The organism is Thalassospira sp., from assembly GCF_048059015.1.
Taxonomy (GTDB): domain Bacteria; phylum Pseudomonadota; class Alphaproteobacteria; order Rhodospirillales; family Thalassospiraceae; genus Thalassospira.
Genome location: NZ_JBLLNT010000005.1, coordinates 126901 through 140578 on the forward strand (window position 1 = coordinate 126901; position 13678 = coordinate 140578).

At 53.3% G+C, this 13678-nt stretch carries 10 protein-coding genes; 8 read left to right on the forward strand and 2 right to left on the reverse strand.

Features of this window, described 5'->3' with window-relative positions:
- Positions 1-22: 22 nt before the first annotated feature.
- From ACMZ66_RS08715 to ACMZ66_RS08725, 3 genes are all read left to right on the forward strand, one after another.
- Positions 23-1486 (forward strand): PLP-dependent aminotransferase family protein, encoded by a 1464-nt coding sequence (locus ACMZ66_RS08715; RefSeq protein WP_416936429.1) that lies wholly within the window; start codon positions 23-25, stop codon positions 1484-1486.
- Between the two features lie 178 nt (positions 1487-1664).
- The gene (locus ACMZ66_RS08720) at positions 1665-3911 is read left to right on the forward strand and encodes an AAA family ATPase (protein WP_416936431.1); all 2247 of its coding nucleotides are present in this window, start codon (positions 1665-1667) and stop codon (positions 3909-3911) included.
- Positions 3912-4050: 139 nt separating this feature from the next.
- On the forward strand, positions 4051-4818 hold the full coding sequence (locus ACMZ66_RS08725) for an SPOR domain-containing protein (protein ID WP_416936433.1): 768 nt from the start codon (positions 4051-4053) through the stop codon (positions 4816-4818).
- Between the two features lie 67 nt (positions 4819-4885).
- On the opposite strand, the gene ACMZ66_RS08730 is transcribed toward ACMZ66_RS08725, so the two are convergent.
- Positions 4886-5194: a DUF5818 domain-containing protein gene (locus tag ACMZ66_RS08730; protein WP_416936435.1), complete on the reverse strand. Its 309-nt coding sequence runs from the start codon at positions 5192-5194 to the stop codon at positions 4886-4888.
- 145 nt (positions 5195-5339) lie between these two features.
- Here ACMZ66_RS08730 and ACMZ66_RS08735 point away from each other — a divergent pair, with 145 nt between their 5' ends.
- Positions 5340-6035 carry a GGDEF domain-containing protein gene (locus ACMZ66_RS08735; RefSeq protein WP_416936437.1) on the forward strand — a complete coding sequence of 232 codons (696 nt, stop codon included), beginning with the start codon at positions 5340-5342 and terminating at the stop codon, positions 6033-6035.
- 45 nt (positions 6036-6080) lie between these two features.
- On the opposite strand, the gene ACMZ66_RS08740 is transcribed toward ACMZ66_RS08735, so the two are convergent.
- Entirely contained in the window at positions 6081-7460 is a 1380-nt protein-coding gene (locus ACMZ66_RS08740; RefSeq protein WP_416936439.1) for a flavin monoamine oxidase family protein, read from the reverse strand.
- 400 nt (positions 7461-7860) lie between these two features.
- Between ACMZ66_RS08740 and ACMZ66_RS08745 the strand changes: the two genes are divergently transcribed.
- From ACMZ66_RS08745 to ACMZ66_RS08760, 4 genes are all read left to right on the forward strand, one after another.
- Positions 7861-8487 carry a GGDEF domain-containing protein gene (locus ACMZ66_RS08745; RefSeq protein ID WP_416936441.1) on the forward strand — a complete coding sequence of 209 codons (627 nt, stop codon included), beginning with the start codon at positions 7861-7863 and terminating at the stop codon, positions 8485-8487.
- Positions 8488-8658: 171 nt separating this feature from the next.
- On the forward strand, positions 8659-10524 hold the full coding sequence (locus ACMZ66_RS08750) for an EAL domain-containing protein (RefSeq protein WP_416936443.1): 1866 nt from the start codon (positions 8659-8661) through the stop codon (positions 10522-10524).
- Entirely contained in the window at positions 10521-12257 is a 1737-nt protein-coding gene (locus ACMZ66_RS08755; protein ID WP_416936445.1) for a diguanylate cyclase domain-containing protein, read from the forward strand. The genes ACMZ66_RS08750 and ACMZ66_RS08755 overlap by 4 nt, the downstream gene beginning before the upstream one ends.
- 12 nt (positions 12258-12269) lie before the next feature.
- Entirely contained in the window at positions 12270-13667 is a 1398-nt protein-coding gene (locus tag ACMZ66_RS08760; protein ID WP_416936447.1) for a DUF2336 domain-containing protein, read from the forward strand.
- Positions 13668-13678 lie beyond the last annotated feature (11 nt).

Genomic DNA, 13678 nt, shown 5'->3' on the forward strand with positions numbered 1-13678 from the left:
TGTCAATTTAAACATTGTCACCATGACAATATGGCTTCCAAACCTTAAAGACGCCGGTGGACCTGTTTATAGACAGATCGCACAGGCCATTCGCACCGCAGTCAAAGACGGCACCCTTAAACCCGGTGACCGACTGCCCACCCATCGCGACCTTGCCTATCATCTAGGCGTAACGGTCGGCACGATTACGCGGTCCTACCGCGAAGCTGAGCGATTGGGTCTTGTGGCGGGTGAAGTCGGGCGTGGAACATATATTCTCGATAACATTCAGTCCGAACTGGACATGGCGGCAACTGCGCCCATCCCGATGGCCTTTACCAATAATCTGGCGCAAATGAATCTGAAGTCGGCATTACAGTCCGACGCCACGCCGGGACTTGATGGCGAAGATTCCAGTCCGATCAATTTCCGCATGAATTGTCCCCTGCCCCCGCAGGAAGGCCATATCCGTCAAACCTTGATAGATGTCGCCAGCACCTTATCGATTGACGACATGGTGTCGTATAAATCGGAATACGGCATTGCCCATCAACGCGAAGCACTGGCAAATGCAGCTGGCCGATTGGGGCTCGATGACAATCCGGAACGCGTTTTGCCAACAGCTGGCGTTCAGCACGGCATGACCGTGTCCTTGCTCGCCACTGTCCGACCCGGTGATTTGGTTCTTTGCGAAGAACTGACCTATCCGAACCTTCGAAGCCTGGCCAACTTGTTGCAATTCCGTCTACGCGGTGTTGCCATGGATGATGAAGGCATCACCCCCGAAGCGCTTGAGAACCTTTGCCGCACACAAAGCCCGCGCGCCATCTATCTGATGCCGACCCTGCATAACCCGCTTTGCAGCACCATGAGCCAGCAGCGCCGGATCGAGATCGCAGAAATCCTTCGAAAATATGATCTGACCCTGATCGAGGACGGCATCTACCACTTCCTCAATCCCAACGCCCCGCCCCCACTTTCCTGTTTTGCGCCTGAACGTTCGATCTATCTTGACGGTGTCTCAAAAAGCATCGGTGGCGGTTTGCGTGTCGGATACATTCACGCACCGGGCGAAATGATCGGCAAGCTTGCCAGCGCCATTCGTTCGACCTGCTGGATGGTATCAACCATCAATCTTGAACTTGTTACCCGCATGATCAATGACGGAAGCCTTGCCCAATATGAAGCTTGGCACCGCGAGGAAGCATCCCAGCGACTATGCATCATTCTGGGCACGCTCAAGGGGTACAATATCCGCTTCCATGCAACGAACTATCACGTCTGGCTGGAACTGCCCGATCACATCGATACGGGCGAACTTGTGATGAATGCCGCCAATAACGGTGTTCTTCTGACTGCTGCACAGCAGTTTTCCGTTGGCCATGTGCCACGCGGATTGCGCCTTTGCTTTGGCGCAGAACGATCTGCCGATCGACTGCGGCGCGGCGTGCAGGTTGTTGACCGGCTTCTGAAAAGTAGCGATTTCGGCAACGCGGTTGTTATGTAGGCTGTAACTGGCCCGCTTGTTCCGGGTGCTGTTCGGCGGTCAGGACGGATTTCCTTTCGGCATTTCAACAATTTCCGCAAGCAACGCTTGACCACGTGATTGCGTTGCTTCCAAGATATGTTGCGGGGGCTAAATATTCCCCCATGAATTCATACCTTGGGCAGCAGAAAGTCAGCAAATGCCAGTTTCCCGCCTTGACGCCGAAGATTGCGGTTTCCCGCATTTCCGTATTCGCAGCCCTCATAAAGACCAACAGCCGAAAATTTTCGATTTTTCATCGCACTACCGTGCAGCAGAGGCCCTTAAATTCGGACTTTCCATGTCCGAACCGGGCTTCAACATCTTTGTTTTGGGTCTGGATCGCGCCGGTCGTATGACCGCGACCCTGGATTACCTGAACAAGGCCATGGAAGAACGCGATGCCCCCGATGACTGGGTGTATCTGAACAATTTCTCGCGCACCAACAAGCCGCGTCCCTATGCCCTTCCCGCGGGTCAGGGCGGCAAGCTTGCGTCCGCGATGGAAACATTGATTTCCCATCTGCGCGAAGCGTTTGCGTCGGCCTTTAATGCGCCAGCACATCTGACCGAAACCCAAACCCAGACCGAAGAAGCACGCGCACAGTTGCGCGAAAAGTTTGACGCACTTCGTGAATATGCGCGTGAACGCGGCCTTGACGTTCAGGAGAACGAAAAAGGTGTGATGATTGTTGCCCTTAACGAGGACGGGGAACCGGTATCACTCGACGAAATTCCCAAGGAACGCCGCAACGAAGCCGAAGACGCGTTTGAGGAAGTCGCCGAGGAAGCCCGTAAAACCCTTCTCTCGACCCGCGATCTTGAAGAACAAATCGGCGATACACTTGATAGTCTGCGCCGTGGTGCTGCCAAGGTTGTTTTGAAGCCACGCATCAAGAAGCTTCGTGATAAATTCACAAGTCCCGGCCTCAAGGCATGGTTCGAAGCACTTGAAAAAGACATTCTCGATAATATCGATGCATTCGAGGAAGCAAGCGATCAGCCCGCCATCGAAAGTGGTGATGGAAAAATCCCGGAAACCGTTGATGATCGTTACGCGGTCAATCTTCTGATCGACCATTCGCGTGACAAGCACCCGGACGTCGTTCTCGAACCAAGCCCAAGCTACGACAATCTGTTCGGGCAAATTCAATACCGCCCGATGGGTGGTGGCATGCACCCGCATTTCAGCCTGATCAAACCGGGCGCACTTCACCGCGCAAATGGCGGGGTTCTGGTTTTGCGTGCGGAAAGCCTGCTTGAACATGAAGAATGCTGGGGTTTCTTGAAAGCGGCCCTTCGTGACCGCGAAATCCGCATTGAGGAAACCCACAAGGGTGGTGCACCAACCGCAGGTGCACCGGAACCGCGCCCGATCCCGCTTGATCTTAAGGTCGTGATCGTTGGCGCGCCGAAATTCTATTACACCTTCTTCTCGCTTGATGTGGATTTCAGAAATCACTTCCGTGTGAAGGCCGATATTGATGCGGACATGCCCGCAGCCGGTCGTAACATTTCGATCTATACCGGACTTCTGCGCGAATTTGCATTGTCCCGGTCCGGCATCCCCGTCGACAATGGCGCAATCCGCCAGCTTCTGGGCCAAGCCGCCCGTTGGGCTGGTGAGCGTGACAAACTGACCGCACAGATTGAACGGGTCGAAGATGTCGCGATTGAAGCCGGTGCCGTTTGCAAATCAGACGGCCGCGAAAGCATCCGCGCGGCCGATGTCAGGCGAGCGATCGAAGAGCGCCGTCATCGCAACTCGCGCCTTGAAGACCGATCACATGAACGGGTTCAGCGCCGTGAAATCCTGATCGACAGCTTTGGCAGTGTTGTGGGTCAGGTCAACGCCTTGACCGTTCTTGATTACGGCGATCATGCCTTTGGCCTGCCCGCCCGTGTTTCTGCGCGCTCTTATGTCGGTAGCCTCGGCGTTCTAAATATCGAGCGCATGGTCGATATGTCTGGCCCGCTTCAGCAAAAGTCGGTCATGACGATCGAAGGCTTTATCAAGTCGCGCTTTGCGCAGGAATTCCCTCTGTCGTTCGCTTGTAATGTCACGTTCGAACAGAACTATGGCGGGATCGAAGGTGACTCCGCTTCGATGGCTGAGCTTTGTGCAATCATCTCGGCAATTTCGAACATACCGATGCGCCAGAATATCGGCGTCACCGGATCAATGAACCAGTTTGGGGAAGCTCAGCCGGTTGGCGGCATTTCGCACAAGATCGAAGGATTTATCGCATCTGTGCGGATCAGGGCTTTACCGGCGATCAGGGTGTTGTCATCCCGCTTGCCAACGCGGAAAACGTTGTGCTTCGCGAAGAAGTTGTTCAGGCAATCCGTCAGGGCAAATTCAACATCTGGACCGTTGAGCATATCAACGACGCGATTGAGCTCCTGACAGGCCTTCCATCTGGTGATCGTGCCGATGGCCAGTATCCTGCCGACAGCGTCTATGGCAAGGCGATGGAACGTCTGCGCAGCAATGACCACATATTGCGTGAACGCCACGCCTATCCACCCCGCGCGGAGATGTAAGAATGTTTCGACCACCCCGTGATTGCCAAACGCATGCGACGCATCCGTCGCATGCCGCTTGCGCATCAAATAAACGGGGTGGTCGTTTCCGTCTTTTACCGATCTTCGTCAGTTTCGGGATCATTGGTAGCACTATCATTCCGGCAAACACCTTTGCACAGACCACAGCAGACTCCATCCCGACTGGTGCTGCGATCATCCCAACCGACCTTCCTGCCCACGCATCGACAGTCCAATCTGAAAAAGGCCCTCTGAGCCTTCTGCCCGGAACAATCCCGGCGGACAGCAATGCTATTGATGTGGAAGAGATCCCGTCGCTTGCAACGCGTTATCAGCAAACATTGAACGGCCAGAAACCGGTTCGACGCCAACCGGCAAGATCAGTACTCACGCCAGCCAAGCCCGCAACAACGCCAACACGCGCCTTGGCCCCGACACTCAATGTTTCAACCAAACCGGCTGAAGTTGAAACAACGTTGGCGCCGGTTCCCCCAATAGAAACCGCCATGCCGACGGGAAACGGCGTTTACCTGATCCAGCTTGGTGCGTTTCGAGACACAATTACGGCTGAGACCTATTGGGCGAGCTTTCGTATTCGCTATCCTGAGCTCGCGAAATCCTTTGAAAAGCAGATCGTTTCAGCCGATCTCGGCACACGGGGCATTTATCATCGCCTGAGATTGGCTGGTTTCGACAGTTCGGAACGCGCCAAACAACAATGCCGCCAGCTGATTGCTGACGGCACCGAATGTTTTGCCACGCATCCGTAGGACTTCTGATCCGAGTCCCAGCTCAACACGCACAGCGATGTGAGCAGATACGCCAAATCTTGAAAAATCAGCTTCCCGGCGACAGCAAGACAATCTTGTCAACGATCAAGGTCGTTGCTTCGGTACAGGTCGTCATCAGGGCTGTATGACCAGTCACACGGACTTTGTCACCCGGACGGAATCGGGTGGCCTTGTTGGCCAACGCGTAAAGCGTGCCATCATCGGCGCGGAAGGTCACACATTCCTGACCATGATCGGTAATTTCACCACCAACAGTGAAGTTTTCCTTTTGCAGGACCGAGCATGCAGACAGTGCAAAAGCAACGCCGAGAACCGCAATTTTCCGTGTTATTCCAACCATATAACCGCTCTTCATTAGTCGTTCTCCTGTGCGTGAACGATTCTATTTTGACACAAACTCTTTCGTGCCGCGTTAAGGTTCTTGTAACGCGATGGGCGATACAACATTAGAACTCTTTTAGGACTATCACCATTCAATGTCATTGATTACAAGACAGATCATGGAAAAGACGCAGATCGAATTACTCATGGAACTTGCCGCTGATTTTCAGCAGCAAACCGCGATCAATAATCGCGCCACAGAGGAAACCGAACAGCGTAATGCATTGTCCACGCTGGTAGATCTAGCACGTGACATGCAAACCCGTCTTGATCAACAGCAAAACCGTATTCGTCAGCTTGAACTCATGGTCGAAACCGATGAGTTGACCGGGCTTTATAACAGACGTGGTTTCATGCGTCGCACCCGCGAAGCCCTTGCCCGTGCATCGCGCACGGCTGAACGCGGTTTGATGGTGATTGCTGATCTCGATGGCTTCAAACAGATCAATGACAAACATGGTCATGCGGCCGGTGATGCTGTTTTGCGCCATTTTGGCCAAAACCTGCGTACGCACACCCGATCAGACGATTACGTCGCACGCTTTGGCGGCGATGAATTCGCCATCCTGATGACCGGAAGCAGCCCCGAAGCCGCTGAAAAACGCATGACGCAGCTTCAACAGGCAACCTCACGCTTCCCGCTGATCTGGCAGGGCAATGCACTGGCGATCAAGGCAAGCTTTGGTTACACGATCTATGACGCACGATCAGAGATTTCCGATCTGATCCGTGCCGCGGACGAAGCCATGTATAGCGAAAAGCACGCACAGCGCGACAGCAAACCTGCAGCTAAAAAAGACGAAGACGCGGCCTGATCAGCATCAGGCGCTTTTCAAGCGTCTTGCCCAGCCTTTTACGTCCTACCTTTCCTCGTCAATAATATACTCGGCAGCACGAACGCCTGTCATGAACGCCCCATGGGTTGTTCCGGCATAGTCAAAGATCGTGTGCTCCCCCGCCAGAATGAGGCGATCTTCGATCGGCTTACCAAGATCATCGAAATCCGATTTTCTATTGCCGGGCTGTGGAAACGCATAAGCACCAAGCGTGTATGGATCTTCGGCCCAATGCGTCGCAAGAACTTGCGTTGGCGTCCCAACATCATCTTCCCAGACATTGCGCAGAACTTCGAGTGCATCTTCGACCATTTCGCTGTCTGACATGCGATCGGCCGTCAGCGCATAGTCGCCAACACTTAACCCCAGCAAGATGTTCTCATTTGAAAAGGTCCGGTAATTCAGCCAGTAATTCCACCGCCCTTTCGGCTCGGTCGTGATCCCGAAATACTGGGTTTCGGTATCCCAGAAGGGTTCATCAAATTTCAGCGCCAGTTTGGTAACGCTGCCAAAGCCAATCTTGCCGATAGATGATTTGTAACCACCTGGGAGTTCGGGATCGAACTTGATCTTGTTGGCTTTAAGGACTCCGAGTGGCACAGCGCAAATACAATAATCTGCCTCAAACGCACCTTTGTCCGTCGTAACGGTTACACCGTCTTCGGCGTCATATTCGACAGCCGAGACAATATGGGACAGCTTGATGTCCACGCCATCCGCAAGTGGTTTGAGGATTTGGTCATAGCCCGTCGTCACAACAACGTCCGCACCATCAAATGCCTCGTCCCAGTTAAACAATGGCGCACTCAGTTTTTCAATCGCACCGCCTTTGGAAAACTCAGTAAATGCAGAGAATGCCCACATGATCCCCGGATCATTCAAATAAGCCGGTCGATAATCCTTGATGGCCTGCAAAAGACTTCTTGGGTCGTTCGCTTCATAATTGTTGTCAATATATTCAAGCACACCTTCCCAAGCATCCACGATACGCTCGACCTCCTCGTCATCATATTCATAGCCCTCGATGTCGAAATAGACCGAATTCTGATCATCGGTGACAACATATTTAGCCCCGATTGCATCCGCCAATTGCTTGGTCGGGTTATCTGTTGATGGGCCATGGATCCACCCTGCCCCAACTTCAAACGGCGCGCCCATCGACCAATCCGTCATCAAGCGACCACCGATATTTGGTTTAGCTTCCAAGACAGTCACGTTCGCACCGTTCTTGCGCAGCAAGTTCGCAGCTCCCAAACCAGCAATCCCTGCACCGATCACGATGACAGAAATACCTTCCAGCGCCTTGGCATCACGGATGCCAAAACGGGCAGCAAGTGCCACCGCACTGCTTGATATCAGGACGGATTTGATAAAACGGCGGCGGTTGATGTTTCGGTTTAGCACGAGCACCTCGTTTGTTTATCGACACAGCTGGAATGTTGTCTGGTACACAGGCCGCAAAGCCAAAACCAACTCCAAGTTGATGTCGTTTTCCGAAAAACATCAAGTTCTAATGAATAAAACTGACTGCCACAGCAAAACTGAAACCACCCTTTCAACCAGATAGCCGCACTACATTCCCACATGCGCATATTGGGCGAAGCATTGTAAATGAAAGTGTTGCGCACGCAGTTTCAATAATCTCAAAGCTCATGCACAACTGATTGTAAATGTTCAGTTTCCCGTCAGCTTATCCGTGCATGTTTGGTTCAGACGTTAACCAGACATGCCAAAGTTGGGGTACGACATGTTTTTCATCACTGACGAAGATCTACGCGAGCTACGTGCCATGGGGAGCACCTTGATGACTATCACGGAAAAAGGCTCAAGCCCTGCCCTTGCAAGTTCTGTCACAAGCCTGATCCAGCACACGCGTTCACTGCAGACCAAACTCGATCAGCAACGCGCCCGGATCGAGCAACTTGAAAAACTTGTCGAAACCGATGAGCTGACCGGTGCCTACAACCGTCGCGGATTTTTGCGTCGGATGCGCGAGACTTTGGCGCGTGCCAAACGTACCGGTCGCCAAGGTGTTTTGATCATTACCGATGTTAACGAACTAAAAAAAATTAACGATACGTTCGGACATCAGTTGGGTGATGCTGCCCTTCGCCATTTCGTCAAGGTCATGCGCGGCCATACCCGTGCAGATGACCATATCGCGCGCATTGGCGGTGATGAATTCGCGATCCTTTTGTGCGAGTCAGAACATGACAAGGCATGTCGTCGTGTTAGTGAACTTGAAAAGGCCCTAAAGACCTTCCCACTGATGGGACGCAGGCTTTCGATGCGGGTGTCAGCAAGCTTTGGCCATGCAACATTTGATGGCGATAGCGACCTGCAGGACCTTTTGAAAACAGCTGATGAAAACATGTATCAGCACAAAGCAGAACGAAAGCCTGATTTGAAGCTGATTTCAAAGGCTGGTTAAAACCAATTCGTGCCCCAAAAGCCCGTGCCAACCGACGATGGTTGAGCGCGGGTTTATTTTTTTGGCATATGAAGTGCAAATCCTTCATATCCTTTGTAAGATCGCTATTTAATATAGACAGGTAATCCTGCGGTACACCAAGATCAGGCGGCTTACGATGACGGTTCAAAAATGACAGACAGCTCCAGCTATTCTGCAGATACAAATGATCAGGACCTTTTGGCTGCCATGGCGTTCTGCTGGGCAGATCTGCTTCTTGAGATTGATGAAAATGGCTACATCCTGTTTGTCGCCGGCGCCACCGAAAGCCTTCTGGGCTGCATGCCTGATCGCCTGATTGGCGAAGCCTTTGAAAAGATTGTCGTAAAATCCGAACGCCCCCTTCTGCGTGCCTATCTGCATAGCGGCACCGGGCTCAAGCGCCTTGAAGAACTTGATCTTGATTTTCAGCTGTTTGAAGCAGACGGAACACCGGTTCAGGAACCTGTTCCACTGTCGCTGAGCGGGTACATGATCGCCGATCCATCAAGCCGCTATTACATCGCGGCCCGCCATCGCGCCATCAGACCACGTGCCCGTTCCGGCATTGATCGCATTATCTTGCAAAATGCCGTCATCCGGCAAAATCAAACCGCCGAAGCCAGCCAGCATATTGCGCCGGTCACCAAACCAGCACTTAGCTATCACAGCGAAGCGCTTGTGGTTTTGGAAAACCTGGCGGCATCGCGGTCACAAGCAGAAAACGCTGCAACCAACGAATTGGCGCGTCTGATTGGCATTGGCGTCAAGCAATTCAATTCATCACTGATCAAAGAGCAGATCGTATCAGGCAAGGCTGCGAAAATTCATCCGGTTGATGAGCCGATGATCGAACTTGAACGCCGTATTGTTGCCTATGCCAGTGCGCTGCGTGCCGACCTTGAAGAACCGGCATCAGTCCCGTCGACCAAATCAGATGGCCTGATTTCCCTCACCAACGGACCAAGCGCATCGGACAAAAGCACCAAAAGATCGAATGCCGCCGATCTGTTTGGCAATGATTATGAAAGCGCGCGCAACATCCATCACTTCGATACGGAAAACAGCGAAAGTGATCGGGAAACAAACCTGACGCGGGCAGTTGCCTATGCGCTCAACCGCATGCAGCGCAAGGCGCAAAATGAAGTCACCGCCGCCCGTCTGTCGGCAAGCCTTCCACATCTGATCAATGAAACGCTGAAATCGGTGCGTGCCTTCCGGGAGATTGTTGAAAACGGATCCTTTGCCGTCGCATTGCAGCCGATTGTCCATCTGCACAGTCAGAAGATGCATCATTTCGAGGCCCTGGCGCGCTTTACCATCGGCAACAGTCCGCTTGCCGTTGATCAGATCATCCACTTTGCCGAGGGCACCGGACTGATTACCGAGTTCGATCTGGCAATGTGCCGCAAGGTTCTTGATCATCTGCGCGACAATCCAGACGACATCCCCTTCCCGGTTGCCGTCAATTTGTCTGGTCATTCGCTTGAACAGGTTGGCTTCCTCGATGCCCTGACCGCGCTTCTCGATCAGTATGATATTGCCCCTGACCGGGTATTGTTTGAAGTCACCGAAACATCGCGCATCCGCGGTCTGACCGATGTGAATAATGGCCTTCAGGCACTTCGCGAACGCGGGCATGAAGTCTGCCTTGACGATTTTGGTGCTGGTGCTGCGAACTTTGAATATCTGAGCGCCCTTGATGTTGACATCATCAAGTTTGATGGTGGTGCCATGCGCACCGCCCTTGCCAATCCAAAGGGACGCGCGTTCCTGAAGGCAACCGCCCTTCTTTGCCGCGACCTTGGCATTCATACCATCGCAGAAATGATCCATGATCAGGCAAGCTACGAGCTGGTCCGTGATCTGGGTATTGATTACGGTCAGGGCTATCACCTTGGCCCACCGGTCACGATCGGCAGCGACGATGGCTACACCAAGCTTAATGTGGCAACGTCAATTGGCGGATCAAACGCAAGCGATCCGAATGCGTCAACCATCACAGGAGGACGGGTATGACGTCTCGCCCCCCGGCAAACACCAAACATCATGCGTCAGATGCGATTGAGGATCTGACTGCCTATGATGCAGAAGTGTTCAAGCTTGACCCCCAAGTCATGGCAGAAGCCGAGGCGCCCGTCATTGTGATGGATGCGCATGGTGTTCCCCTGTTTGCCAACAAGAATGCCGTCGGCTTTGCCAATGGCATCCGCGATGGACTGTTCCCCGAGATTTATCAGCTGATCCGTCGTACTTTAACCACGCCGGGCGGTGTGGTTGAAATGATGACCTTTGAAGTGCAGCGCGGCACCGCAACGCTTGAACTTACTGCCCTTCCGACCACCAATAATCAGGTCATGATCCTGCCGCGCGACGTCAGTATGGATCGCAACCTGCGTGAAGCACTTATTGATTTGCGTCAGCGTTATCGCGACATCGTCGAAGTTTCATCCGCCTTTGCCTGGGAAACGGATGACACTGGCAAGTTCGTCTTTGTTTCCCCACGCGGGGCATTGGGCTATCGCGCTGATGATATCGTCGGGCGTGCGCCGGGTAATTTCCTTCTTGATTCCGCCGATCAAGACAGTGAATACGTATTTCGCAGCCAAAAGGCCGTGCGTGATGTCCCGGTCTGGTTCCGCAGGTCCAACGGGCGTGATGCCTGTCTTTCGGTTTCATCGACCCCGGTTTATTCCCGCGATGGCAAGTGGACCGGCACCCGTGGACTGGCGCATGACATTACCGAACAACGTCGCCGCGAAAGCGAGGTTGCGACCGCGCGAAATCGTGATCGCCTGATGACCTATATCGTGCGGACCATGCGTGACGAGATTGATCCGCTTTTGGTCCTTAAGGGCGCCTCAGAAGCCAGCACGCGCGCACTTGCCTGTTCCCATTGCATCATTTTCAAACGTAATGATGAGATGGATGAACTTGAAATTGCCGCAGGCGATGACGAGAAATCCGCAAACGAGATTGCCCATCAGGCCCTCAAACAATTGCGCAACACCGAAGAAGTGTTTGACGCCCAGATTGGTGAATTCCGCATCGTTGCACTGCGCTGTCATTATCATCAGCGCAATAATGGTGCCGTGATCTTCATGTTTGATGCCCATCACCCCGAACCGACCGAGGGTGAGCGCGCGATCATGATCGAAGTTTCGGACCAGGTTGGCATCGCGATTGAGCAAGCCATCCAGCATGAACGCATCCTCACACTATCGCGTACCGATGGCATGACCGGTCTTTTGAACCGTCGCGCCTTCTTTGAAGAGCTCAAACGGCGTCATAGCCGCCTGCAGCGTGAACACGCACCGGCATCGCTGATGTATGTCGATATGGACAACTTCAAGATGGTTAACGATATCCATGGCCATCAGGTCGGGGATGAGGCCATTCTGGCCCTGACCACTGTTTTGCAGGAAAATGTCCGCCCGGCCGATCTGGTCGCGCGTCTTGGTGGCGACGAATTTGTGTTGTGGCTTGAGGGCGCGGATGTTGACGCAGCGTCATCAAGGGCCAAGACATTGATGAAAGAAAGCGCAATTTTGACAAAATATTCCGGTGATGATGCGCATCCGCTGGGCATCTCGGTCGGGATTGCTGTTCATGAGCCAGGCTCAGATGAAAATCTAAATCAACTTGTACAACGGGCTGATCAGACCATGTATCAAGTCAAAAAAGGTGGCAAAGGTCGCTTTGGCATCGCCGCCGCACCCGGGTCAGAAGATCCGGCAAAGATAGAAAATTAGGAGGGATGCCCGATGAAGGGATTTTTGCAGCGGGTATTTACCAAGCGACGCGAAACGCCGATCACCTATGACGAAGCCAAGGAAATGGCCGCAAGCCCGGATGCCGATGTCCGTGGCCGGTTGGCACAGCGCCATGATACACGCCCTGAAATCCTCTATTTTCTGGCAACCGATAATGATTCCTCGGTTCGTCGCCATATTGCTGCAAACGAAGCCACCCCGGTTCAGGCCGACGTCCTTCTGACCGATGACGTCGATGACAGTGTGCGTGGCAGCCTTGCCGAAAAAATCGCGCATCTGTCCGCAGGTCTAAGCGCAAACGAAACCGACAAGCTGCGTCGCATGACCTATGACGCGCTTGATAAACTTGCCCGTGACCAGGCCGTTCATGTCCGTCAGGTAATTTCAGAAACGCTTAAAGATATCGCCGACGCGCCGCAGCCAATCATCCAGCAGCTTGCGCGCGATGCCGAAAGCGTTGTTTGTGGTCCGGTCCTGCAGTATTCGCCGGTTCTGTCTGAAGACGATCTTTTGGAGATTATCGAAGGCACGTCAGGCCGTGGCGCGCTTAGTTTCGTTTCGCGCCGTCGCAATGTTGGTGAAAAGCTTGCCGATGCGATTGCCGCAAGCAGTGACAAGGATGCGATTTCGCATCTTCTGGGCAACAAATCCGCCCAGATCCGCGAAGAAACCCTAGATCAGCTGATTGATCGCGCGCCGGATTATCCGGAATGGCATCAGCCACTCGTCGACCGCCCGAAACTGCCGCCGACCGCGGCTGGCAAGCTGGCACGCTTTGTTGCGGAAAACCTGATCAGCGTTCTTGAGCGCCGCAAGGACCTTAAGAAAGATCAGCTTGATGCAGTACGCGAAGTGGTTCAGCGCCGTATAGCATCGGGCGAGTTTGAAAAACGCGAAGATGCCGCTACCGAGGCCAAGATGGTCAAGGGTGAGAAAGCTGGCAAGGCAAGTGCGCCAGAAAAGGGAGAACCCAAAGACGGCAAGCCTGCGGCTGCAGCAGCTAGCGACGAAGAAGCGGAAGAAGAACCGGCGTTTGAAAAGGCACTGGCCCTTCATGCCAAGAAAAAGCTGACCGATAAAGAAGTCGCCAAGGCACTGGCAGCCAACGACGTGAAGTTTGCTCGTGCGGCACTGGCTGTGTTGGCAGGAATTTCGCCCGATGCCGTGACCAAGGTTCTGAACACCCATTCGGCCAAAGGCGTGGTTTCCTTGGCGTGGAAGGCTGGACTTCCGGCTGATTTGGCCGTGAAAATCCAGGTCAAATTGGGCCATGTCCCGCCAAGCCAGACGCTTAATCCGCGTAACGGCAATCAATATCCGCTTAGCGAAGATGACATGAATTGGCAGCTGGAATTCTTTACCGGCATGGCGACCACCGGACTTCGCTGATTGTAGCAAGA

Coding starts and splice junctions, on each gene's coding strand:
- ACMZ66_RS08715 (WP_416936429.1), top strand. CDS start 23: ATGACAATATGGCTTCCAAACCTTAAAGACGCCGGTGGACCTGTTTAT.
- ACMZ66_RS08720 (WP_416936431.1), top strand. CDS start 1,665: ATGCCAGTTTCCCGCCTTGACGCCGAAGATTGCGGTTTCCCGCATTTC.
- ACMZ66_RS08725 (WP_416936433.1), top strand. CDS start 4,051: ATGTTTCGACCACCCCGTGATTGCCAAACGCATGCGACGCATCCGTCG.
- ACMZ66_RS08730 (WP_416936435.1), bottom strand. CDS start 5,194: ATGAAGAGCGGTTATATGGTTGGAATAACACGGAAAATTGCGGTTCTC.
- ACMZ66_RS08735 (WP_416936437.1), top strand. CDS start 5,340: ATGGAAAAGACGCAGATCGAATTACTCATGGAACTTGCCGCTGATTTT.
- ACMZ66_RS08745 (WP_416936441.1), top strand. CDS start 7,861: ATGACTATCACGGAAAAAGGCTCAAGCCCTGCCCTTGCAAGTTCTGTC.
- ACMZ66_RS08750 (WP_416936443.1), top strand. CDS start 8,659: ATGACAGACAGCTCCAGCTATTCTGCAGATACAAATGATCAGGACCTT.
- ACMZ66_RS08755 (WP_416936445.1), top strand. CDS start 10,521: ATGACGTCTCGCCCCCCGGCAAACACCAAACATCATGCGTCAGATGCG.
- ACMZ66_RS08760 (WP_416936447.1), top strand. CDS start 12,270: ATGAAGGGATTTTTGCAGCGGGTATTTACCAAGCGACGCGAAACGCCG.